This is a genomic window from Hydrogenophaga electricum (assembly GCF_030160815.1).
Lineage (GTDB): Bacteria > Pseudomonadota > Gammaproteobacteria > Burkholderiales > Burkholderiaceae_C > Hydrogenophaga > Hydrogenophaga electricum.
Map to the genome: position 1 here is coordinate 14,153 of NZ_BSPB01000002.1, position 21,071 is coordinate 35,223.

A 21,071-nucleotide genomic window follows, 5' to 3' on the forward strand; every position below is an offset into this window, starting at 1 on the left:
GTGACCCTGGGGCAAGGGGGCGGGTGGGCTCCTTGGCACAATGGGCAGCCTGGCCCCTGTGTTTTGTCCGACCCTTCCTGCACCACCATGTCTTTTGCCATTCCTTTCGCCGACCGGCTGAACAACGTCGAAACCTCTGCCATCCGGGAGCTGTTCAAGCTGCTGGGCAAGCCCGGCATCATCAGCTTCGCGGGGGGCTTCCCCGACAGCGCCATGTTCGACGTGGAAGGCATCCGCGAAGCCGCGAACGCGGCGCTGAACGAAGAGCCCGGTGCGGCGCTGCAGTACGGCGCCACCGAAGGCTATCTGCCGCTGCGCGAGCAACTGGCGGCCTTCATGGCCAGCAAGGGAGCCGCCGAAGTGGCGCCCGAACAGCTCATCGTGACCACTGGCAGCCAGCAGGCGCTCGACCTGCTGGGCAAGACCCTGATCTCCCCGGGCGACAAGGTCATCGTCGAAGGCCCCACCTTCCTGGCCACCATCCAGTGCTTCAAGCTCTACGGGGCCGAACTGATCAGCGCCCCGGTGGATGGCAACGGTGTGCGCACCGGCGAACTGGAACGTCTGATCGAGCAGCACAAGCCCAAGTTCGTCTACCTCATTCCCACCTTCGGCAACCCCAGCGGCGCCATGCTCAGCCTGGAGCGGCGCCAGAAGGTGCTGGAGATGGCCGTCCGCCACGACACGCTGATCGTCGAAGACGATCCGTACGGCGACCTCTATTTCGGCGATGCGCCGCCGCCCAGCCTGCTGGCGCTGTCGGCCACCGTGCCGGGCAGCCGCGACCGCCTGGTGCACTGCGGCTCGCTGTCCAAGGTGCTGTCGCCCGGGCTGCGCGTGGGCTGGATGGTCGGCCCGGCCGACCTGCTGGCCAAGGCCACCATGTGCAAGCAGTTCAGCGACGCGCACACCAGCACCTTTGCCCAGGCCACCGCGGCGCAGTACCTGAAGGCCGGGCGCATGCCCGCCACGCTGGCGCGGGTGCGCCAGGTTTACGCGGCGCGCGCCGAGGCCATGGTGCAGGCGCTGCGCAGCGAACTGGGCGACGCCATCGATTTCGTGCCGCCCCAGGGCGGGCTGTTCGTGTGGGCGCGCCTGACCGGCGCCGATGGCCGCGTGGCCGATGGCGCCGAACTCGCCCGGCGGGCCATTGACCGCGGCGTGGCCTTTGTGCCGGGTGCGCCGTTTTTTGCCGCCGATCCGGACCACGCGACCCTGCGCCTGTCGTTCGCCACGGCCGACGAAGACCGCATCCGCGAAGGCATCGCCCGGCTCGCCCAGGCCCTCTGAAGGCGCCAAAAAGCCGCCTGTGGCCGCCTGCCCGGTGGGGCGTGGCGGCCACAGGCGGCCCGAAGCTGCCGCAGCAGACGATCAGAACTTGTGGCGGATGCCCAGCGAGTAGCTCTTGCCGGTGCCCAGGTTGTCGATCTTGTCGCTCATGGCCACGGCGTACAGCTCGGTGCGCTTGGACAGGGTGTGCAGGTAGCCCACCGACAGGGTGTTGCGGTCCGAACCGACGTCCGGAGCGATGCGGCTCCACTGCGCGATCGCGGCGCCAGCGCCCAGCGGCACGCGCACGCCCAGACCGGCGATGTCGTAGCCGACGTCCTTGGTCTTGTTGTCGATCGAGCCCAGCTGGGCAAAGGCCTTGGCGGCGCCGAAGTCGTACGACGCGCCCAGTTGCACGGTGCGCGTGTCGTCCAGGGCGGCGACGGCGGAGTCCTTCTTCACGTCCTGGAACACCAGCGAGGCGGCGATCGGGCCGTTGCCGTAGCTGAAGTTCAGGCCCCAGTTCTTGCCGTCGGTGGCGGCATCGCCGGTCTTGAAGGCCGCGATGGCGCCGAAGCGGAAGCCGCTGAAGGTCGGGCTGGCGTACATCACCGACTGGTTCCAGCCCGTGTCACCGGTGACGGTGCCGCTGCTGAAATAGTGGCGGATGCTGGGCGAATAACCGAAGGAATCGCCGAAAGCGTTGAACAGCAGGGTGGAGACGAACAGCGGCGTGCTGTTGCGGCCGAAGGTCACGGTACCCAGGCTGGCGCTGGACAGGCCCACGGAAGAGGTGCGCGAGAACGCGGTGTCACCGTCGAAACGGCCCATGGCGCCGGTATTCATGCGCACGAACTGCTCGAACTTGAACACGGCCGACAGGCCGCCGCCCAGGTCTTCCTTGCCGCCGATGCCCCAGTAGCTGGTGCTCATCTTGCCGCTGTCGACCGAGTTGGTGGACTGGCCACCCGGGGCCTGGGTGCGGCCGACGCTCAAGTCGGCCAGGCCGTACAGGGACACGTTGCTCTGGGCGTGGGCGCCCATGCCCGCCAGGGCCAGCAACGACGCCAGGCCCAGTTGCGAGAGACGGTTCTTCTTCATCTGTGAACTCCAAGGAGATTGAAAATTGATAGCAGAACAACAAGGTCGTTCAAGCTGATTTAGCAACCCATGTGCCACCCCTGGGGCCCGATACCGCGCCGTATTGGTGTCTCGCTGGTACCATGCCGCACCGATTCCGGACGGCCGTTTCACCGGCGTTCCTGACCAGGTGGTCAAATGAACCAGAACGGCGCACGGCCCCTTTTCTGCGATACGTCCCCCGACTCCGCATGACTTACCAACTCAAGCTCTATGTGCCCGAAGGCGCTTCGCCCGCCGACACCGCGCAGGCCGAGGCACGCTTTCGCGCCGCGCTGGAAAGCGTGCTGGGCGATGCGGCGATGGTCTGGCCCGTCTACGCCGCGGTGCAGCGCATCCGCATGACGCATGGCGACCCGCCCGACAGCGAGGCCCTGAGCGTGGACGAGCGCACGGTGGTGGAGCTGTGGGCGCAGGCCGAGACGGCGGCGCTCGAAGCGGTCTGGGGGCCGCACCGCCATCTGGACGAAGGCGGCTACGACATCGCGCCGGCCAGCGGCGCCTGAATCCGCCTCAGCCGCGCTGCTGCCCGCGCGCCAGCGTGGCGCGGGGCGGCTCGCCAAACGCCTGCCGGTATGCGGCGGCAAAACGGCTCGGGTGATCGAAACCCCAGCGCGCAGCGGTCTGCAGCACCTGGGTGTCGGGCCCGGGGTGCATCAGGTCGTGGCGCACACGCTCCAGACGCTGGCGCCGGATGTAGGCGCCGGGCGTGGTGCCGTGCTCGCGCGCGAACACCTGTTGCACCAGCCGCACGCTGGAGCCGGCCGCGCGGGCCAGGTCGGCCACCGTCAGCGGCTGGTCCAGATGGGCCTGGATGTGGTCCTCCAGCAGGCGCAACCGCGGGGTGGCCGGCGGGCGGGGCGGTCCGCCCGCGATGGCGGGTGACCAGGCCGCCCGCAGCAGCATGGCCAGCACGTGGTCTTCCAGCATGGCGGCGTGCAGGCCCGCAGGCAACTGGCCCGACGCCGGGTCCATCAACTGCGCCAGGTAGTGCATGAGCTGCCACCAGTGCGCCCCGGCGCCCTGGCGCAGGTCGATCAGGGGCTGCAGCCGGGGCAGGGTCACCAGATCGCGCCCCGAGAGCGCGGCCGCCACGTGCCGCAGCCGCTGGTGGTCGATGCGCAGCATGAACTGGTCGCACGGGGCCGACCAGGCCATGCGCACGGCCTCCGACGGCGAAATCACCGAGGCCTGGCCCGGCTGGCAGACATGGCGGGTGTCCTGGTGCCAGACCAGGGCTTCCCCGGCCAGCGGCATCTGCACGAGGAAAAAGTCGTCCAGCCGGCCAGGGTCGATGCGCACCGCCGCACCGTGCGCCAGGCGGTTGAGCGACACCGCCGGACCCAGCGCCCGGTGGTGCATGCGCGCGTGCACGCGCTGGCGGGCGCCGACCACGGCCAGCTCGTGCGGTTTGTAGATGCGGGCGATCTGCTCGCGGGTCTGGTCAAGGTCGTGCGAGTCGAGCACGCTCAGCGGCCGCCAGCCGGGGCCGGCGGGCGCGGCCGGGTCCAGCCAGCCCGGCAGGGCGGTGGGAGAGGGGGCTGGGCTCGGGGGCATGGCCGCATATTAGTGATAACCCGGGGTTTTGCGCCTATCGGATACCCGGGTTCGCAAAGCGGCTGCACGCGGGTGCGGGGCGCTTCCAGAATGCGGCCGTTGTTTGTCCGGCCGTCCCTCTTTTCTTTCAGGAGTACCCCGCATGACCCTGCAGACCAAGTACCTGCTCGACGAAAGCCAGATGCCCAAGTTCTGGTACAACATCCAGGCCGACCTGCCCAAGGCGCTGCCGGCCGTGCTGCACCCCGGCACGCTGCAGCCCATCGGCCCCGACGACCTGGCGCCGCTGTTCCCGATGGAACTGATCATGCAGGAGGTCAGCACCGAGCGCGAGATCGAGATTCCCGAACCGGTGCGCGACATCTACAAGCTCTGGCGCCCGGCGCCGCTGTACCGCGCCCACCGGCTGGAGAAAGTGCTCGGCACGCCCGCCAAAATCTTCTACAAGTACGAAGGCGTCAGCCCCGCCGGCAGCCACAAGCCCAACACCGCCATCCCGCAGGCCTTCTACAACCAGCAGGCCGGCGTGAAGCGCCTGACCACCGAGACCGGCGCCGGCCAGTGGGGCACTTCGCTGTCGTTCGCGGGCTCGCTGTTCGATCTGGAGGTGCTGGTGTTCCAGGTGCGCGTGTCCTACGACCAGAAACCCTACCGCCGCGCCGTGATGGAAACCTACGGCGCGCGCTGCCTGCCGTCGCCGTCGAACGAAACGCAGTACGGCCGCAGCGTGCTGGCCCAGCGGCCTGACCACCCGGGCAGCCTGGGCATCGCGATTTCGGAGGCGGTCGAACTCGCGGTGCAGCGCGATGACACCAAGTACGCCCTGGGCTCGGTGCTCAACCACGTGCTGATGCACCAGACCGTCATCGGCCTGGAAGCCATGGAACAGATGCAGATGGCCGACGCCTGGCCCGACGTGGTGATCGGCTGCACCGGTGGCGGCTCCAACTTCGCGGGCATCGCGTTTCCCTTCATCGGCCACGCGCTGCGAGGCGGCAAGCGCTCGCGCATCCTGGCGGCCGAGCCGGCGTCGTGCCCGTCGCTCACGCGCGGCAAGTACGCCTACGACTTCGGCGACACCGGCCACATGACGCCGCTGACCAAGATGCACACCCTGGGCAGCACCTTCACCCCACCCGCGACCCACGCCGGCGGCCTGCGCTACCACGGCATGGCGCCGCTGGTGTCGCACTGCAAGGACCTGGGCCTGATCGAGGCGGCCGCCTTCTCGCAGAAGTCGTGCTTCGAGGCGGGCGTGACCTTCGCGCGCGCCGAAGGCATCGTGCCGGCGCCCGAGGCCAACCACGCGGTCAAGGCCGCCATTGAAGAGGCGTTGCGCTGCAAGCGCGAGGGCAAGAGCGAGACCATCCTGTTCTCGTTGTCGGGCCACGGCCACTTCGACATGGCGGCCTACCAGAAGTACTTCAGCGGCGACCTGGCGGACGACGCCTACGACGAGAAGGAGCTGGCGATGGCGCTGTCGGGCCTGCCCAGCGTGCCGGAACCGGCCTGAGCGGTCAGCCCGCGAACAGCAGACGCAGGCGCAGGCCCCAGCCGCTGGTCAGGCCCACGGTCGGCCAGCGCAGCTCGCCCTGCGGCGTGATCACGGCAAAGGCCGGCACGGCGCCGAAGCCCAGCGCGCCCGGAATGGCCGAACGCGGGTCGACCAGGGTGTGCCAGGCCAGCCCGCGCCCGGCCAGGTAGCCGGCCACTTTCTCGGGCGGGCCGGACTGCATGGCCACGGTGATCACCGGGTGGTCCTGAGTCAGGCCGTTGACCGTGCCCTGGAGGGTGTGGCAGATCGGGCACCAGTCGGCCCACACGTACAGACCGATGTTCCGGCCCGGGTGGGCTTGCTGCACGCGCGCGATCTCCTGCCGCAGCGTGCTGTCGCGGCGTGCGCCGTCCGGCCCGATCACGGGCACGGCCGCGTCGAGCGCCGCAGCCGGCAGCGCACCGCCGGCCACGCTGCGCGTCTGCCAGAGCTGCACCGCCAGCAGCACGCCCGCGAAGAGGGCCAGGGTGCCCAGGTGGCGTTTCCCGTCGCGCCGCAGGCCGCCCGCCCACGTGCGCAGGCGGCTGGCCGCGCTCATGCCGCCTGGAACAGTTCGAGCAGGCGGTCCAGACCGCCCATGTCGATGGCCACCTTGGCCTGGGCCCGCACCTTGGGCTTGGCGCGGTAGGCCACCGACAGGCCGGCCACGCCCATCATCTCCAGGTCGTTGGCACCATCGCCCATGGCGATCGCCTGCGAAGGGGCGCAGCCGATCAGGCTGCAGGTGCGCAGCAGGGTTTCCTTCTTCATGGCGCCGTCGCAGATGTCGCCCCAGCTCTGGTCGAGCAGGCGACCCGTCAGCCGGCCGTCGATGATCTCCAACTGGTTGCTGCGTGCGAAGTCCAGCGCCAGCCGGTCGCGCAGGCGGTCGGCGAAATAGGTGAAGCCGCCGCTGACCAGCAGAACTTTCAGCCCCGCCGCCTTGCAGGCCAGCACCAGTTCGGCGGCGCCCGGGTTCAGGCGCAGGCGTGCGCGGTAGACATGCGCCAGATCGTCTTCGGTCACCCCTTCAAGCAAGGCCACGCGGCGGCGCAGGCTTTCCTTGAAGTCGGCAATCTCGCCGCGCATCGACGCTTCGGTGATGGCCGCCACCTCGGTCTTGCGGCCCACCGCGTCGGCAATCTCGTCCACGCATTCGATGTTGATCAGCGTGGAATCCATGTCGAACGCGATCAGCTTGAAGTCGCGCAGGTTCAGGGGCGGCGTGATGCCCTGGACGATGAGGCCAGGGGCGAATTCGATGGGTGCTGCGGTGGCGGGCGTCATGGGGGAGGATTATCGATGCAGGGCGATGGTGGCCGTCTGGACAGCCCCTGGCCGCTGGGGTAATGTCTCAGCCCTGTTTTTGGCCGGATGGCGGCGCCCGATGATGAACCGACAGCAATTTCTCGCGACCCTGATGGCGCTGCCGTTCGCAGGCCACCAGACGGCCGCCGCCCGTGCTCCGGGCCCGATGCGTCTGGTCGTTGGCTACGTCGCTGGCGCCACCATTGATACGCTGGCGCGCCAGTTGGCCCAGCGATTGGCGCCGGAGTTGGGGCGCAGCGTGATCGTCGAAAACCGGCATGGTGCGGGCGGGCGCATCGCCAACCTGGCCGTCAAGGCCGCGCCGGCCGACGGATCGACACTGCTGCTCACACCGAGCGCGACCATGGCCATTTTTCCGCACAGCCACGCGGGCACGCTGGGCTACGACCCCTTGCGGGATCTCGTGCCCATCGCCCACCTGTGCAGTTTCCAGACCGGCCTGGCGGTTGGCTCTGCGGTGCCGGTGGCGACGCTGGCCGAATACTGCGACTGGGTTCGCACGGACCCGGGCCGGCGCGGTTTCTATGCGTCGGCCGCGACCGGCAGCACTTCGCATTTCGTCGGCATGATGCTCGGGCGCGCCGAGGGACTGGCACTCACGCACGTGCCTTACCCGGGTACAGCGGCCGCGATGCGGGCACTGGTGGCCGGTGAGATATCCGCGCTGGCGACCGGCATGGGCGATCTGCGCACTCTGGCTCGGCAAGGCCAGGCGCGGGTGCTGGCGATCAATGGCCGCGAGCGCGACCCGGTGCTCGACGGTGTACCGACTTTTCAGGAACTGGGCTACGACCTCGATTCCACCTCCTGGTATGCACTGTTCGCGCCCGCCGGCCTGGCCGTCTCCCTGGTCGGGCAACTGGGCAGAGCAGCCGTGTCGGCGATAACCGATCCGGCCTGGCGTCGCGACTTGATTGAGCGCGGTCTTCAGCCTACCGGTCTGGGGCCCGATGCGATGGCGGCGCTTCTGGCCAGTGATCACCAGCGCTGGGGCCAGGTGATTCGCGCCACGGGGTTCACGGCCAGCGGTTGAGGTCGCGGGCGCAAGCGCCGGATCAGGTTAGCCAAGCTGGTGCGTCCACCGGTGCCTGAAGACGCTCGAACGCGTCGGTCAGCCATTCGGCCACGGTCGCCATGCGTGCCGGCGCCCGGCAGTCGGCACGCACCATTAGCCACAGGGATTCCGCCGTCGGCCGTACCGGCCCCACGGCAACGGTGAAACGGCCGCGCCGTACCAGACCATTCATCAGCGGCATCATCCCGCTCATCACGCCCATGCCGGCTTCGACGGCGCGTGCAGCCTCCAGCAGGGTCTCGAACGTGACCACTTGGCGCGGGTAAGCGCCTGTGGCCGGGTGGCGGAAGGTCTCCAGCGTTTCCGCGCGGCGCGAACGGGGGCAATACAGCGTGTGTCGGTGCAGGTCGTCCCAGTCGCGAAGCTGTGGTAGGAGGGCCGGCGCGCACAGCGGAGCCGCCGTGAGGCGGCCGATGAGGTGTGATTCGAATTGCGGCCAGGCGCCGTTGCCGATGCGGATGCCACCATCGATGCCGGCGTCCGAAGCGTCTTCGGCGAAAAAGGTCTTCATGCTGGTGCGCGAACGCACGCAGATATCGAGGTCCGGGTCCCAGCGCTGCAGCAGTGGCAGGTGCGGGATCACCAGTTCGTGCGAGACGATGCTGTTCATGGCGAGGGTGAGCGTGGTCGGTGCGCGCTGCATGGCGCGACTCGACACGCTGGCCAGAGCAGCCAGTGCCTGCCGCACCTCGTGCTGGTAGGTGATGCCGGCGGTGGTCAGGCCAATGCGGCGGTTGCCGCGTTCGAACAAGGGCATCTCCAGCATCTGCTCCAGGCGCACGATGCGTTGACTCAGCGCCGACGGCGTGACCGAGATCTCTTCCGCAGCGCGTTTGAAGCTCATCAACCGCGCTGCTGACTCGAACGCCACGAGCAGGTGCAGAGCGGGGAGCTGGGGGCGTTTCATGGTCGCGATGGGCGAATTCGGTTAAGAAAAACTGGTTCGAAGGCGAATATTAGCCGTTTGTCACCATTGCCTACCCAGGCCAACATGCACACCGGTTCACCACGAAGACAAGGAGACAACGATGGAAAAAACCGCATTGACCACCCGACGGCCATTCATGGCCCGCGCTCTGGGCGCCATCGCGGCCCTGCCGCTGGTGCAGGCCTGCACAACCGCTGCGCCGCGCCAGGCCGCTGCGACGCCCGGCGGCCGATTCGAGTTCGGGGTCGTCGGCGACATTCCCTACACCCGGGCACAGGAGGCCGAATACGTGCGGGTGATGGACGATATCAACGCGCGCGACCTGGCCTTCGTCACCCACATCGGCGACTGCATGTTCGACCCGCGCCCCTACGAGCGCGACCCGTCGCTGGCGCGTATGCCGATGACCGACGACAACTACGCCTACGTGCTGGGCACGTTCCAGGCGTGCCGCCACCCACTGGTACTGACGCCGGGCGACAATGACTGGTCCGACGCGGTGCAATTCAAGAAGATCAAGGTCTCGCCGCTGGAGCGGTTGCAGAAGCTGCGCGCCACCTTCTATCCACGCGAGGGCACTGGGCCAGCGCAGCATGCCTGTGGCCAGCCAGGCTCGGGAGGCCGGCTATGAAGCCTACGTCGAGAACCTGACCTGGCGCATCCAGGGGCTGCGCTTTGCGACGTTGCACATCGTGGGCAGCGACGACAACGCCAAAGAGGACATGGCCGAGCACCAGGCGCGGCAGGCCGCCGCCATCGCCTGGATGCGCAAGGCTTTTGCCACGGCCAAGGCCGAGGACAGCCCGGGGCTGGTGCTGATTTCTCACGCCAATCCGGATTTCGAGAACCGGTGGACACGGTCCTATGCACAACGCTATGCACGCAGCGTGCGGGGTGCGGACGCGCCCAAGACCCCGGAGCCGACACCCTACGACCCTTTCCTGGACGCACTGATCGAGCAGATGCAGGCGTATTCGCGTCCGGTGCTGTACGTGCATGGCGATACCCACATCTTCCGCATCGGCAAACCCCTGCTGAACCCGAAGACGCAACGCTTCTTCGAAAACCTTACGCGGCTGGAAACCTACGGCTGGCCAGACTCGGGCTGGGTGCGTGTGGCGGTCAACCCTGCCAACCCGCACCTGTTCGAAATTCACCCGGAGATGCTGCCCTCGAACTCGGCGAACCACCGAGGTTGAGAGGCTTTCGGGTACCAGCGATCGCGCAACAGCCCCTGTACCATGTCCGTATGGACGGACAAGGAGCGCATGCATGGCCGACGTGCTGGTGATCGACGGACACCCCAACCACACCTCCCTGTGCGCCGCCTTGGCGCAGAGCCACGCCGAAGGCCTGCGGGCAGGCGGCGCCAGTGTCGAGGTGCTGGCGCTGCGGGATCTGGCTTTCGACCCAGTCCTGCACGTGGACTACCACGCGCAGCAGGCGCTGGAACCCGACTTGCAGCGCGCCCAGGCCGCCATCAAGGCGGCGCGCCGGGTGGTGGTGCTCACGCCCTTGTGGTGGGGGTCGATCCCGGCGCTGCTCAAGGGCTTTTTCGACCGCACGCTGGAGCGCGGCTGGGCCTACCGCTACCTGCCCAACGGCATGCCCGAAGGCCTGCTGGCCGGCCGCAGCGCCCGCGTCATCCTGACCACCGACTCGCCGGGTTACTACCTGCGCTTCATCCAGGGCGACCCGACCATCAAGGCGCTGGTGCGCAGCACGCTCAAGTTCTGTGGCTTGCGCCCGGTGGACGTGACCCGCATCGGCCCCGTGCACAAGGCCGACGCACCCCAGCGCGAACGCTGGCTGGCCGAAGTCAAGTCCACCGGCCAGGCCGACGCCGGGCGCTTGCCCGCAGCGTCGCAGGACTGAGACGGCACGGCTTCCGGATCAGCGAGCGGTACCGCTCGGCAGCACCTGGCTGATGGTGCCGATCTGCTTGCGCAGATCGCCGCCCACCAGTTCGGCCACCGTCTGCTGATCGCTGGTCACGGTCAGACCCTGGGCCTGGAGCTTGGCCTTGACGTCGTCGGTGCTGGTGCCGGCGACCTGCGCCAGCACGCTGATGGGAGCCTGCGCCAGCGCGCGCACCGGAGGGGCAAAGCCGGGTTCGCTGCTTTCACCGCCGACGGGGATGAAGCTCAGCGCCAGGATGACGGCAAACACGCCCATGACGACCCGGGCCGTGGTCTGGGTGAAGTAGCGCTTGAACGCCGGCAGGTTCAACAGCAGGTGCAGGCCGACGCCGATCACCATGGCCCAGCTCAGCCATTCGTGGGCGGTCTTGTTCAGGCCGCTGTCGAGGTGGAAGAACATCAGCATGCCGGTGACGGCCGAGAGGCCGAAGGCGCCGATGACGAGCGGGGTGATCCAGGGGCGGTGGGGATTGAGTTTCACGGTTTTTCTCCTTCGATCGTGAGGCATTCCATGGTGGAACGCACCGATGAAGTTTCGTGGCGCCCGTGTGAACGGCGAGTGAACGCTGAGCGCGACCGCTCCTGTTTTTGATGCAGGTCAAACCCTCCCCGGTATGCGCCGTGGAGGCCGTGAGCGGGCCGCTCAGGAGGCGCTCACCGGCTCGGGGGTCTTGATGGGCTGGCCCAGGGCCTTGAGCACGTCGCGCACCATCTGCACCCGGTCTTTCACCTCGGGCAGCGGCTTTTCGATGCGCAGCTTTTCGTTGCCGGCGAGCTTGATGTGCCGGTTCTTCTGGATCAGCTCGATGATGCGCATCGGCTCGATCGGCGGGTTGGGCCGGAAGGTGATGTTCACCACGCCCGGTGCCGCGTCGACCTTGATCACACCGTAAGGCTGTGACAGCACGCGCAGGCGGTGCACGTCGATCAGCGTCTGCGCGGGCGGCGGCAGCTTGCCGAAGCGGTCGACGATTTCCTCCAGCAACGCATCGACTTGGTCGGCGGTCTTGGCGGTGGCCAGCTTCTTGTAGAACGACAGGCGCAGGTGCACGTCGCCGCAGTAGTCGTTGGGCAGCAGGGCGGGGGCGTGCAGGTTGATGTCGGTGGTGACCGACAGCGGCGCCAGCAGGTCGGGTTCGCGCCCGGCCTTGAGCGACTTGACGGCCTCGCTCAGCATCTCGTTGTAGAGCTGGAAGCCCACTTCCAGCATGTTGCCGCTCTGGTTTTCGCCCAGCACTTCGCCCGCGCCGCGGATTTCCAGGTCGTGCATGGCGAGGTAGAAGCCGCTGCCGAGTTCTTCCATCTGCTGGATCGCATCGAGCCGCTGGGCGGCCTGCTTGGTCAGGCCCTCGATCTCGGGCACCAGCAGGTAGGCGTAGGCCTGGTGGTGGCTGCGGCCGACGCGCCCGCGCAACTGGTGCAGCTGCGCCAGGCCGAACTTGTCGGCGCGCGCCATGACGATGGTGTTGGCCGTGGGCACGTCGATGCCGGTTTCGATGATGGTCGAGCACAGCAGCAGGTTGAAGCGCTGGGCCACGAAGTCGCGCATCACGCGCTCCAGTTCGCGCTCGGGCATCTGACCGTGGGCGATGGCGATGCGTGCTTCGGGCAGCAGTTTTTCCAGGGCCTGCTTGCGGTTCTCGATGGTCTCGACCTCGTTGTGCAGGAAGTAGACCTGGCCGCCGCGCTTGAGTTCGCGCAGCACGGCTTCGCGGATCACGCCGTTGCCTTCGTTGCGCACAAAGGTCTTGATCGCCAGCCGGCGCTGCGGCGCGGTAGCGATGACCGACAGATCGCGCAGGCCTTCGAGCGCCATGCCCAGCGTGCGCGGGATCGGCGTGGCGGTGAGCGTCAGCACGTCGACCTCGGCGCGCAGCTGCTTCATCGCTTCCTTGTGGCGCACGCCGAAGCGGTGTTCCTCGTCAATGATGAGCAGGCCCAGGTTCTTGAACTGGGTCTTCTCCGACAGCAGCTTGTGGGTGCCGACCACGATGTCGACGCTGCCGTCGCTGATGCCCTTCATCGCGGCGGTGATCTCCTTGGCCGAGCGGAAGCGGCTCATCTCGGCCACCTTCACCGGCCACTTGGCGAAGCGGTCCACCAGGGTCTGGTAATGCTGCTCGGCCAGCAGCGTGGTGGGCGCCAGAAAAGCCACCTGCTTGCCGCCGGTGACGGCGACGAAGGCCGCACGCAGCGCGACCTCGGTCTTGCCGAAGCCCACGTCGCCGCAGACCAGGCGGTCCATGGGCTGCGGGCTGATCATGTCCTGGATCACGGCGTGGATCGCGGCCTTCTGGTCGGCGGTTTCGTCAAAGCCGAAGTCGTTGGCGAAGGTTTCGTAGTCCTGCGGGCTGTAGCGGAAGGCGTGGCCCTGGCGCGCGGCGCGGCGCGCGTAGATGTTGAGCAGCTCGGCGGCGGCATCGCGCACCTGTTCGGCGGCCTTGCGTTTGGCCTTGTCCCACTGGCCGCTGCCCAGCTTGTGCAGCGGGGCCTCGTCGGCGCTGACGCCGGTGTAGCGCCCGATCAGGCCGAGCTGGCTCACCGGCACATAGAGCACGGCCTTGTCGGCGTATTCCAGGTGCAGGAATTCCTGCAGCGCGGGCGTGCCGTCGGCGTTTTTCTCGCCCATGTCGAGGTTGACCAGACCGCGGTAGCGGCCGATGCCGTGCTGCGTGTGCACCACCGGGTCGCCCACGTTGAGCTCGCTCAGGTCTTTGATCAGCGCGTCGACGTCGCTGACCTGCTCCTGCTTGCGGCGCCGCCGTGCGGTGGGGCCGGCGGCGAAGAGTTCGGTTTCGGTGACGAAGTCGAGCGCGGCTTCCTGCCACGCGAAGCCGGCGGTGAGGGCGGCGGTGGCGATGCCGATCTTTTCCGCGCTGCCCTCGAATTCGGCCAGCGAATCGAACGCCGGCGGGTTGACGCCGCTGGCACGGATGAAGTCGAGCAGGCTTTCGCGCCGACCGTCGCTTTCGGCCAGCAGCAGCACGCGGTGCGGCGTGGCGCGCAGGTGGGCCTGCAGGCGCGCCAGCGGGTCTTCGGCGCCACGCACAGCGGTCAGGTCGGGCAGCTTTTGCGCGAAGGCGTTGTCGGCAATGTCTTCCACCGCCGGGCGCAGGGCCAGTTGCGCGTGGCGGTTGGCCAAGCCGTAGAACTGTTCGGCGCTGAGGAACAGGCTTTCGGGCGGCAGGGCGGGGCGGTCGGGATCGCCCTGTACCAGGCGGTAGCGGTCGCTGGTGTCCTGCCAGAACCGCTGGAAGGCCGGCTCCAGGTCGCCGTGCAGCACCACCGTGGCCTGTTCACCCAGGTAGTCGAACACGGTGGCAGTTTCTTCGAAGAACAGCGGCAGGTAGTACTCGATGCCGGCGGTGGCGACGCCGTTGCCCATGTCCTTGTAGATGCGGCTCTTGGTCGGGTCGCCTTCGAGCAGTTCGCGCCAGCGGCTGCGAAAGCGCGTGCGCGCCGCGTCGTCCATGGGGAATTCGCGCCCGGGCAGCAGGCGCACTTCGGGCACCGGGTACAGGCTGCGCTGGCTGTCGGGGTCGAAAGTGCGGATGGAGTCGATTTCGTCGTCGAACAGGTCGACCCGGTAGGGCACGGGCGAGCCCATGGGGAACAGGTCGATCAGGCCACCGCGCACCGCGTATTCGCCGGGGCTCACCACCTGGGTGACGTGGTTGTAGCCGGCCAGGGTGAGCTGGCTCTTGAGCTTGGCCTCGTCAAGCTTTTGCTTGACCTTGAAGTGGAAGGTGTAGGCGGCCAGGAAGGATGGCGGCGCCAGCCGGTACAGGGCGGTGGTGGCGGGCACCAGCACCACGTCGGCACCCTGGTCCTGCTCGCCCGCGCGCGCCTGTCCGCGGTGGTGGATGCGCCAGAGCGTGGCCAGGCGCTCGGAGATCAGGTCCTGGTGCGGCGAGAAGCTGTCGTACGGCAGGGTTTCCCAGTCGGGGAACAGGGCGCAACGCAGGTCCGGGACGAAGAAGGCCATTTCGTCCATCAGACGCTGCGCGTCGCTGGCGTCGGCGGTCACGATGGCGGTGGGGCGGCCCTGGGCCTGCTCGCGTTGCGCGAGCTGGGCCAGCAGCAGGGCGTCGGCCGCGCCGACAGGTCGGGGCAAGGCGAAGCGCTTGCCGGGGGTGAGCTTGGGCAGATCCATGGGAGCCTTCAATGACGAACACCCCCCGACCGGTCAGGGTGGGGGGTGAAGCCGAGGATTTTAGAATGCCCCCGACCATGTCTGCCGAGCTTTCCGATAACCCTTCTTCTTCCGAGCGGCTGTTCGCGCTGCTGCCCTGCGCCGGCACCGGTTCGCGCGCGGGTACCGCCGGCCCCAAACAGTACGAGCCGCTGCTGGGCGTGCCGCTGGTGCTGCACACCCTGGGCGCTTTCCAGGCGGTGCCGCGCATCGAGCGCTGCCTGGTGGTGCTGGCCCCGGGCGACCGTTTTCTGACGGTGGATGACCCGAGCATCGAGCTGGTGCACTGTGGCGGCACCAGCCGTGCCGAGAGCGTGGCCAACGGGCTGGCCGCGCTGCGGGCCGGGGGCGCCGGGCCGAACGACTGGGTGCTGGTGCACGATGCGGCGCGCTGCCTGGTGACGCCGGCGCAGATCGATGCGCTGATCGATGCCTGTCTGGGCGATACGGTGGGCGGCCTGCTCGCGCTCAAGCTGCCCGACACGCTCAAGGCAGAGACCGGCGGCCGGGTGGCGGCCACGGTGGACCGCGGCGACAAATGGCTGGCCCAGACGCCGCAGATGTTCCGCATCGGGGCGCTGCAGGCCGCGCTCGCTGCACGCGCCGCCAGTGGCTACGACGGCATCACCGACGAAGCCAGCGCCATGGAGCTGGCCGGCGCCGCGCCGCGCCTGGTGCCCGGCAGCGCGCAAAATGTCAAGGTGACCTATCCCGAGGACTTCGCGCTGGCCGAAGCCGTTCTGAAGAGCAGACAACCATGAACATCCGCATTGGCGAAGGCTGGGACGTGCACGCGCTCGTGCCCGGTCGGCCCCTGATCATCGGCGGCGTGACCATTCCGCACACCCTGGGCCTGCTGGGCCACTCCGACGCCGACGTCCTGCTGCACGCCATCACCGACGCGGTGCTGGGGGCGGCCGGTCTGGGCGACATCGGCCGCCATTTCCCCGATACCGATCCGCGTTTCAAGGGTGCCGACTCTTCCGTGTTGCTGGCCGAGGCCGCACGGCGCGTGCGTGCCGCCGGCTATGAAATCGGCAATGTCGACAGCACGGTGGTGGCCCAGGCCCCCAAGCTGGCGCCGCACATTTCCGCCATGGTGGTGGCGGTGGCGCGGGCGCTCGGTGTCGAGGTCGGCCAGGTGAACGTGAAGGCCAAGACGGCCGAAAAACTCGGGCCCGTGGGGCAGGGCCTGTCAATCGAAGCGCGTGCCGCCGTGCTGATCCACCGCCGCTGAAGCACGGTGCCGGCGCGCTGTGTGCTGCGCCGCACCAACACGCCCGACTCAGTTGATGGCGCGCGGCAGCTTGATGTGCGCGGCCAGCCCGCCGGTGCTGCTGTTGGCCAGCGCAAACCGGCCTCCCATGCGGGTGATGGCGCGGTCCACGATGGACAGGCCCAGGCCGGTGCCCGTGGCCGCCGTGCGCGAGGAGTCGCCCCGGAAGAAGGGTTGGGTCAGTTGTTCCAGCAGTTCGGGCAGCACGCCCTTGCCGTGGTCGCGCAGCTTGATGAGTACCCAGCGCTCTCTGGGCTTGGCCGCGATGTCGATCTGCACGTCGCCGGTTTTGGGATCGCGCCCGTAGCGGCGCGCGTTTTCCAGCAGGTTGGAGAACACGCGCTGCAACTCCACCGCGTCGCCCAGCACGTCGATTTCGTGCGGAACGGCGATGTTGATCTGCACCGAAGCGTCGCTGCCGAGCGCGAACACCGCCGCTTCCACCACCAGGTGGAGGTTGACCCGCTGAAGGTCGGTGTGGTCGGGCCGGGCGTAGTCGAGGAATTTGTCGATGATGGCGTTGACCTGCTCGATGTCGGCCGTCATGTGCTCGCGCGCCTGGGGGTCGGCCACGCTCATCTCGGTTTCCAGCCGCAGGCGGGCCAGTGGCGTGCGCAGGTCGTGCGAAATCCCGGCCAGCATGAGCGTGCGGTCCTGCTCGATCTTGGACAGGCGCTGCGCCATGCGGTTGAAGCCGATGTTCACCTCGCGGATTTCGCTCGTGGCCACCGATTCGCTCAGTTGCGTCGCGTCGAAGTCACCCTCGCGCACGCGGCTGGCCGCGAACTGGAGCTTCTTCAGCGGGTGATTGATCAGGCGGGCGATGAGCGCCGCCCCGGTGAGGGAAAGGATGGCTGCCGTGGCCAGCCAGATCAGCCAGGTGGCACCCGTCACCGGCCCGATGCGGGAGGGGTCGGTCTGCAGCCAGTACAGGTCGCCATCGATCGAGAAGCCGATCCACAGGCCAGGCGTGCCGTTGACGGCGCGGGCCACCACGGTGTCGCGCCCCAGCCGTTGCTGAAGGGCGTCGGTGACGCCCCGGTTCAGGGTGTCGGTGTCGTAGGGCAGGTAGACGTCGTCCGGTTCGCGCAGGGCGATGCGCACCTTTTCTTCGTCGGCCAGGGTCTTGACCAGCGACACGCGAGCGATGGAGTCCGAGTGCACCAGCGCCGCGCGGGTGAGGTTCACCAGAGACGCCAGTTGCTGCGCACTCTGGATGGCCCGGGGTTCGAATTCCAGGGCGCGGAAGGTCTGCAGCCAGGCAATGATGCAGCCGATCAGCAGCAGCGACAGAAAGAAAAACGTTCGCCAGAACAGGCTCACGCCGCGCTTGGGCCGGGACCCCAGCGGAGCGGGGGCCGTTTCCAGGGCGGCGGGCTGGGTCTCGAACGGGGCGCGCGATTCGCTCATCCAGAGGCCGGTGCGTCAGTTGTTGCCGTCCGGCACGAACACGTAGCCCACACCCCAGACGGTCTGCAGGTAACGGGGAGAGGCGGCGTCGTCTTCGATCAGCTTGCGCAGACGGGAGACCTGCACGTCCAGGCTGCGGTCGAAGGGTTCGAACTCGCGGCCGCGGGCCAACTGGGCGAGTTTTTCCCGCGTCAGGGGTTGCCGCGGGTGGCGCACCAGGGCCTTGAGCATGGCGAATTCCCCGGTGGTCAGGGGCAGGTCGACCCCTTCCTTGCGCAGCGTGCGCAGGCTCAGGTCGAATTCGAACGGACCGAAGGTGACGACTTCCGCCTCCTGCGAAGGTGCGCCGGGCACTTCGGTCGGTGGGCGGCGGCGCAACACCGCGTGGATGCGGGCCAGCAGCTCGCGCGGGTTGAAGGGTTTGCCGAGGTAGTCGTCGGCACCGACCTCGAGACCCACGATGCGGTCGACGTCCTCGCTCTTGGCGGTGAGCATGATGATGGGGGTGCGGTCGCCGTTGGCGCGCAGGCGGCGGCAGATCGACAGGCCGTCCTCGCCGGGCATCATCAGGTCGAGCACGATCAGGTCCACCGATTCGCGCTGCAGCACGCGGCTGAGGGCTTTGCCGTCTTCGGCGAGCATGACCTCGAAGCCTTCCTGCATGAGGTAACGGCGCAGCAAATCGCGGATGCGAACGTCGTCGTCGACGACCAGGATCTTGTTGGGACGGGAGTTGGTCTGTGGCATCTTGGCAACCCGGAAAATGTAACAGGCCCCATTGTTACAGCGGTAAGTGCTTGTCCGCACTGGTTTTTTGGTAGTCTGACACGGTGTTACAAATGTTGCCGACCCCGCGTGACCCGTTCACCGGGCGGACATCCGAGAATGCGTCGGCTGAGACAGACTTTGCTTCCATGAACGCTTGCAGACTGGCCTTCAAGGCCCTTTTGTCCGTTTCCTTCCTGACCGCTTCGGCCTGGGCCAGCGAGCCAGGCCGCGCCGTGCAGCCCAAAGCCGCGGAAGCGGCAGCCCGCATGACCGGATCGGAGACGCCGGCCGACCACTCCCTGCGCGACTCGATCCGGCAGCAGGCTGGCGGACGCTCCGAGGAATGGAAACCCTATCGCCTGACCGAAGAACAGCGCCAGCAGTTGCGCACCCAGTTGCGGGGCGAAGACAGCGAGCTGTCGGCCCGGCCGCGCTGAGCGACGCCTTCCTTTCGCCGGCCTCCGCGGTCGGCCTATCCCCGTTTTCCCGCTTTTTTATGAGAGGAGTCGCCATGCGATCCACGGCTTTGGCCTTGCTTGTTCTGGTCGGTACCAGCACCGCGTCTTTTGCCCAGGCTGCCCCTGAGGTGCCGGCCAATGTGGTGAACCTGTCTGCCAGCGGCTTCATGGAAGTGCCGCAGGACCAGATGATGGTCACGCTCAACACCACCCGGGAAGGCGCTGACGCCGGCACGGTGCAGGCCCAGCTCAAGACCGCGCTGGAGCAAGCCCTGGCGGTGGCGCGAGTTGCTGCCCAGCCGCAGGCCATGGACGTGCGCACCGGTCAGTTCTCGCTCCAGCCGCGTTACGGCAGCAATGGCCGCATCAACGGCTGGCAGGGCACGGTGGAGCTGATGCTGGAAGGCACCGACTTCGGGCGCATCAGCACCACGGCGGGCAAGATCCAGAGCCTGACCATCGCCGATGTGGGCTACGCGGTCTCGCGCGAGGCGCGTCAGCGCCTGGAAAACGAGGTCCAGGCCCTGGCCATCGAGCGCTTCCGCGCCCGGGCCCAGGAGGTGGCGAAGAACTTCGGTTTTGCCGGCTACAGCCTGCGCGAGGTGCACATCAGCTCGACCGACCAGGGCGGTGGTCAGCCCCGCATGGTGATGATGCGGGCCGAAGCCAAGGCCGCTATGGCCGATGCCCCCATGCCCATGGAGGCCGGCAAGACCACCGTGTCTGTCAACGTGTCGGGCGCCGTGCAATTGCGCTGATGCCCGACTGAGCAACGCGGCTGGCGCATGATGCGCGCCGCTGGCGCCGTGGAACCCTACCGGTGCCGTCCCCTCGTTGCGCCAAGGCGCGCCACGAGGGAGAGCCGCATCAGCGGCGGCGCAAGGGGGTGATCACAAGATCGCGCTGCCGGGCCGTTCGCCGCGTTCGTAGACCACGTGGGCGCGGCCCACGATCAGCGAGTCGAGCGTCCCGATGTTGCCGGTGTCCTTGTTGCTGTAGGGCAGCTTTTGCAGCACGTAGCGCATGGCGTTCAGGCGCGCGCGCTTCTTGCAATCGCTCTTGATCACGGTCCAGGGGGCATCGGCCGTGTCGGTTTCAAAGAACATCGCTTCCTTGGCCTGGGTGTAGTCGTCCCACTTGTCGAGGCTGGCCATGTCGATCGGGCTGAGCTTCCACTGCTTGAGCGGATGGCTCTTGCGCTCCTTGAAGCGGCGGCGCTGCTCTTCGCGGCTGACCGAGAACCAGAACTTGATCAGGTGCACGCCACTGCGCACGAGCTGGCGCTCGAACTGCGGCGCCTGCCGCATGAATTCCTGGTATTCGCCGTCCGAGCAGAAGCCCATGACCTTTTCCACGCCGGCGCGGTTGTACCAGCTGCGGTCGAACATCACGATCTCGCCCGCAGTGGGCAGATGCTGGACATAACGCTGGAAGTACCACTGGCCGCGTTCGACCTCATTGGGTTTTTCCAGGGCCACCACGCGGGCGCCGCGGGGGTTGAGGTGTTCCATGAAGCGCTTGATGGTGCCGCCCTTGCCGGCGGCGTCACGCCCTTCAAACAGGATCACCACGCGCTGCTTCGTTTCCTTGACCCAAGCCTGCAGCTTGAGCAGCTCGACCTGCAGTTTGTATTTCTGCTGCTCGTAGGCCTTGCGCGACATCAGGTTCTTGTACGGATAACCGCCGCTGCGCCAGTCGGCCGCCAGCACCTCATCCGGATGGGTGATGGCGATGGCCTGATCGCGCCGTTGCAGGGTTTCTTCCTTGAGCAGGCGCCGGATGGCCTTGGCGTCGTCCGGTGAGGCGCCTTCCAGGATCGCGCGCAAGGACTCGGCCTTTTCCTTCTTGCTGGTGCCGGTCCGCGAGAGGATGTCGCGCACTGCGGCGAACTGGGCTTCCTGGTGTTTCTGGACCTTGGTCTGGGTGGTGACTTTGGCGATGCGTCGCGGGCGCGAACTGCCGGTCACGTCACCCAGGCTGGCGCGCCGCGTGGGCGCAGCGGCGGCTGGTGCGGGTTTGGTCCGGGTCTTGACCGGTTTTTTCGTGGGGCTCGGGCGGCTTTTGCCGGCGGCGGGAGCGCGGAGCGGGCCGGTGGCGGCGGTGGCATTCGAAGGGGCGCTGCGTTCGGTCATGGGCTTTTCACGAAAAATTCATCAATGGCCCAGTATGGACCGTCCCACGCCAATCTGCCTGACATTTGTCAGGCACGCGCCGCA

21 protein-coding genes are annotated in these 21,071 nt (G+C 67.8%); 11 read left to right on the forward strand and 10 right to left on the reverse strand.

The window, feature by feature from the left end; translation table 11 throughout:
* Positions 1-99: 99 nt before the first annotated feature.
* Entirely contained in the window at positions 100-1,290 is a 1,191-nt protein-coding gene (locus QQK43_RS01400) for an aminotransferase-like domain-containing protein (protein WP_284306520.1), read from the forward strand.
* 81 nt (positions 1,291-1,371) lie between these two features.
* Here QQK43_RS01400 and QQK43_RS01405 read toward each other — a convergent pair whose 3' ends face one another.
* Positions 1,372-2,370, reverse strand: coding sequence for a porin (locus QQK43_RS01405; RefSeq protein WP_284306335.1), 999 nt, complete (start codon positions 2,368-2,370; stop codon positions 1,372-1,374).
* A 230-nt stretch (positions 2,371-2,600) separates the two neighbouring features.
* On the opposite strand from QQK43_RS01405, the gene QQK43_RS01410 reads away from it, so the two are divergent.
* The gene (locus QQK43_RS01410; protein WP_234264776.1) at positions 2,601-2,915 is read left to right on the forward strand and encodes a hypothetical protein; all 315 of its coding nucleotides are present in this window, start codon (positions 2,601-2,603) and stop codon (positions 2,913-2,915) included.
* Positions 2,916-2,922: 7 nt separating this feature from the next.
* On the opposite strand, the gene QQK43_RS01415 is transcribed toward QQK43_RS01410, so the two are convergent.
* A complete protein-coding gene (locus QQK43_RS01415) occupies positions 2,923-3,966 on the reverse strand; it encodes an AraC family transcriptional regulator (protein WP_284306336.1) in 1,044 nt (347 codons plus the stop codon).
* A 142-nt stretch (positions 3,967-4,108) separates the two neighbouring features.
* Here QQK43_RS01415 and QQK43_RS01420 point away from each other — a divergent pair, with 142 nt between their 5' ends.
* The gene (locus tag QQK43_RS01420) at positions 4,109-5,479 is read left to right on the forward strand and encodes a TrpB-like pyridoxal phosphate-dependent enzyme (protein WP_234264774.1); all 1,371 of its coding nucleotides are present in this window, start codon (positions 4,109-4,111) and stop codon (positions 5,477-5,479) included.
* A 4-nt stretch (positions 5,480-5,483) separates the two neighbouring features.
* Here the strand turns inward: QQK43_RS01420 and QQK43_RS01425 are convergent, their stop codons facing one another.
* A complete protein-coding gene (locus QQK43_RS01425) occupies positions 5,484-6,059 on the reverse strand; it encodes a thioredoxin domain-containing protein (protein ID WP_284306337.1) in 576 nt (191 codons plus the stop codon).
* A complete protein-coding gene (gene serB, locus QQK43_RS01430) occupies positions 6,056-6,787 on the reverse strand; it encodes a phosphoserine phosphatase SerB (protein WP_284306339.1) in 732 nt (243 codons plus the stop codon). Before serB ends, QQK43_RS01425 begins: the two co-directional genes overlap by 4 nt.
* Positions 6,788-6,890: 103 nt before the next feature.
* Between serB and QQK43_RS01435 the strand changes: the two genes are divergently transcribed.
* A complete protein-coding gene (locus tag QQK43_RS01435) occupies positions 6,891-7,862 on the forward strand; it encodes a Bug family tripartite tricarboxylate transporter substrate binding protein (protein ID WP_284306340.1) in 972 nt (323 codons plus the stop codon).
* 22 nt (positions 7,863-7,884) lie between these two features.
* Here QQK43_RS01435 and QQK43_RS01440 read toward each other — a convergent pair whose 3' ends face one another.
* Positions 7,885-8,811, reverse strand: a complete 927-nt coding sequence (locus QQK43_RS01440; RefSeq protein ID WP_234264770.1) for a LysR substrate-binding domain-containing protein — start codon at positions 8,809-8,811, stop codon at positions 7,885-7,887.
* Between the two features lie 157 nt (positions 8,812-8,968).
* Between QQK43_RS01440 and QQK43_RS01445 the strand changes: the two genes are divergently transcribed.
* The 3 genes from QQK43_RS01445 to QQK43_RS01455 all read left to right on the forward strand — a co-directional run bounded on the left by QQK43_RS01445 (position 8,969) and on the right by QQK43_RS01455 (position 10,707).
* Positions 8,969-9,463: a hypothetical protein gene (locus QQK43_RS01445; protein ID WP_284306342.1), complete on the forward strand. Its 495-nt coding sequence runs from the start codon at positions 8,969-8,971 to the stop codon at positions 9,461-9,463.
* Positions 9,426-10,031: a hypothetical protein gene (locus tag QQK43_RS01450; RefSeq protein ID WP_284306343.1), complete on the forward strand. Its 606-nt coding sequence runs from the start codon at positions 9,426-9,428 to the stop codon at positions 10,029-10,031. Before QQK43_RS01445 ends, QQK43_RS01450 begins: the two co-directional genes overlap by 38 nt.
* A gap of 73 nt (positions 10,032-10,104) precedes the next feature.
* Complete coding sequence (locus QQK43_RS01455) at positions 10,105-10,707, forward strand: NAD(P)H-dependent oxidoreductase (protein WP_284306344.1); 603 nt, start codon at positions 10,105-10,107, stop codon at positions 10,705-10,707.
* 18 nt (positions 10,708-10,725) lie between these two features.
* Here the strand turns inward: QQK43_RS01455 and QQK43_RS01460 are convergent, their stop codons facing one another.
* The gene (locus QQK43_RS01460) at positions 10,726-11,232 is read right to left on the reverse strand and encodes a DUF4405 domain-containing protein (RefSeq protein WP_234264767.1); all 507 of its coding nucleotides are present in this window, start codon (positions 11,230-11,232) and stop codon (positions 10,726-10,728) included.
* A gap of 162 nt (positions 11,233-11,394) precedes the next feature.
* On the reverse strand, positions 11,395-14,904 hold the full coding sequence (gene mfd / locus QQK43_RS01465) for a transcription-repair coupling factor (protein ID WP_284306345.1): 3,510 nt from the start codon (positions 14,902-14,904) through the stop codon (positions 11,395-11,397).
* 65 nt (positions 14,905-14,969) lie between these two features.
* Here mfd and ispD point away from each other — a divergent pair, with 65 nt between their 5' ends.
* Positions 14,970-15,704 (forward strand): 2-C-methyl-D-erythritol 4-phosphate cytidylyltransferase, encoded by a 735-nt coding sequence (ispD, locus tag QQK43_RS01470; RefSeq protein WP_284306346.1) that lies wholly within the window; start codon positions 14,970-14,972, stop codon positions 15,702-15,704.
* A complete protein-coding gene (ispF, locus tag QQK43_RS01475) occupies positions 15,701-16,180 on the forward strand; it encodes a 2-C-methyl-D-erythritol 2,4-cyclodiphosphate synthase (RefSeq protein WP_284306347.1) in 480 nt (159 codons plus the stop codon). The genes ispD and ispF overlap by 4 nt, the downstream gene beginning before the upstream one ends.
* Before the next feature lie 48 nt (positions 16,181-16,228).
* On the opposite strand, the gene QQK43_RS01480 is transcribed toward ispF, so the two are convergent.
* Both QQK43_RS01480 and ompR read right to left on the reverse strand, forming a co-directional pair.
* A complete protein-coding gene (locus QQK43_RS01480) occupies positions 16,229-17,629 on the reverse strand; it encodes a sensor histidine kinase family protein (RefSeq protein ID WP_284306348.1) in 1,401 nt (466 codons plus the stop codon).
* A gap of 15 nt (positions 17,630-17,644) precedes the next feature.
* Positions 17,645-18,376 (reverse strand): osmolarity response regulator transcription factor OmpR, encoded by a 732-nt coding sequence (gene ompR, locus QQK43_RS01485; protein ID WP_234264762.1) that lies wholly within the window; start codon positions 18,374-18,376, stop codon positions 17,645-17,647.
* 167 nt (positions 18,377-18,543) lie between these two features.
* Here ompR and QQK43_RS01490 point away from each other — a divergent pair, with 167 nt between their 5' ends.
* A complete protein-coding gene (locus QQK43_RS01490; protein WP_234264761.1) occupies positions 18,544-18,834 on the forward strand; it encodes a hypothetical protein in 291 nt (96 codons plus the stop codon).
* A gap of 74 nt (positions 18,835-18,908) precedes the next feature.
* Positions 18,909-19,613 carry an SIMPL domain-containing protein gene (locus QQK43_RS01495; protein ID WP_234264760.1) on the forward strand — a complete coding sequence of 235 codons (705 nt, stop codon included), beginning with the start codon at positions 18,909-18,911 and terminating at the stop codon, positions 19,611-19,613.
* 132 nt (positions 19,614-19,745) lie between these two features.
* Here the strand turns inward: QQK43_RS01495 and ppk2 are convergent, their stop codons facing one another.
* On the reverse strand, positions 19,746-20,987 hold the full coding sequence (gene ppk2 / locus QQK43_RS01500) for a polyphosphate kinase 2 (RefSeq protein ID WP_284306350.1): 1,242 nt from the start codon (positions 20,985-20,987) through the stop codon (positions 19,746-19,748).
* Between the last annotated feature and the right edge of the window lie 84 nt (positions 20,988-21,071).

Excerpts from the sequence above, each read along its gene's own strand:
- ompR (WP_234264762.1), bottom strand. The coding sequence starts at position 18,376 with ATGCCACAGACCAACTCCCGTCCCAACAAGATCCTGGTCGTCGACGAC.
- QQK43_RS01415 (WP_284306336.1), bottom strand. The coding sequence starts at position 3,966 with ATGCCCCCGAGCCCAGCCCCCTCTCCCACCGCCCTGCCGGGCTGGCTG.
- QQK43_RS01425 (WP_284306337.1), bottom strand. The coding sequence starts at position 6,059 with ATGAGCGCGGCCAGCCGCCTGCGCACGTGGGCGGGCGGCCTGCGGCGC.
- QQK43_RS01420 (WP_234264774.1), top strand. The coding sequence starts at position 4,109 with ATGACCCTGCAGACCAAGTACCTGCTCGACGAAAGCCAGATGCCCAAG.
- QQK43_RS01450 (WP_284306343.1), top strand. The coding sequence starts at position 9,426 with ATGCCTGTGGCCAGCCAGGCTCGGGAGGCCGGCTATGAAGCCTACGTC.
- QQK43_RS01435 (WP_284306340.1), top strand. The coding sequence starts at position 6,891 with ATGAACCGACAGCAATTTCTCGCGACCCTGATGGCGCTGCCGTTCGCA.
- QQK43_RS01440 (WP_234264770.1), bottom strand. The coding sequence starts at position 8,811 with ATGAAACGCCCCCAGCTCCCCGCTCTGCACCTGCTCGTGGCGTTCGAG.
- QQK43_RS01410 (WP_234264776.1), top strand. The coding sequence starts at position 2,601 with ATGACTTACCAACTCAAGCTCTATGTGCCCGAAGGCGCTTCGCCCGCC.
- ispF (WP_284306347.1), top strand. The coding sequence starts at position 15,701 with ATGAACATCCGCATTGGCGAAGGCTGGGACGTGCACGCGCTCGTGCCC.
- QQK43_RS01455 (WP_284306344.1), top strand. The coding sequence starts at position 10,105 with ATGGCCGACGTGCTGGTGATCGACGGACACCCCAACCACACCTCCCTG.
- mfd (WP_284306345.1), bottom strand. The coding sequence starts at position 14,904 with ATGGATCTGCCCAAGCTCACCCCCGGCAAGCGCTTCGCCTTGCCCCGA.
- ispD (WP_284306346.1), top strand. The coding sequence starts at position 14,970 with ATGCCCCCGACCATGTCTGCCGAGCTTTCCGATAACCCTTCTTCTTCC.
- QQK43_RS01405 (WP_284306335.1), bottom strand. The coding sequence starts at position 2,370 with ATGAAGAAGAACCGTCTCTCGCAACTGGGCCTGGCGTCGTTGCTGGCC.
- QQK43_RS01445 (WP_284306342.1), top strand. The coding sequence starts at position 8,969 with ATGGCCCGCGCTCTGGGCGCCATCGCGGCCCTGCCGCTGGTGCAGGCC.
- QQK43_RS01495 (WP_234264760.1), top strand. The coding sequence starts at position 18,909 with ATGCGATCCACGGCTTTGGCCTTGCTTGTTCTGGTCGGTACCAGCACC.
- serB (WP_284306339.1), bottom strand. The coding sequence starts at position 6,787 with ATGACGCCCGCCACCGCAGCACCCATCGAATTCGCCCCTGGCCTCATC.
- ppk2 (WP_284306350.1), bottom strand. The coding sequence starts at position 20,987 with ATGACCGAACGCAGCGCCCCTTCGAATGCCACCGCCGCCACCGGCCCG.
- QQK43_RS01490 (WP_234264761.1), top strand. The coding sequence starts at position 18,544 with ATGAACGCTTGCAGACTGGCCTTCAAGGCCCTTTTGTCCGTTTCCTTC.
- QQK43_RS01480 (WP_284306348.1), bottom strand. The coding sequence starts at position 17,629 with ATGAGCGAATCGCGCGCCCCGTTCGAGACCCAGCCCGCCGCCCTGGAA.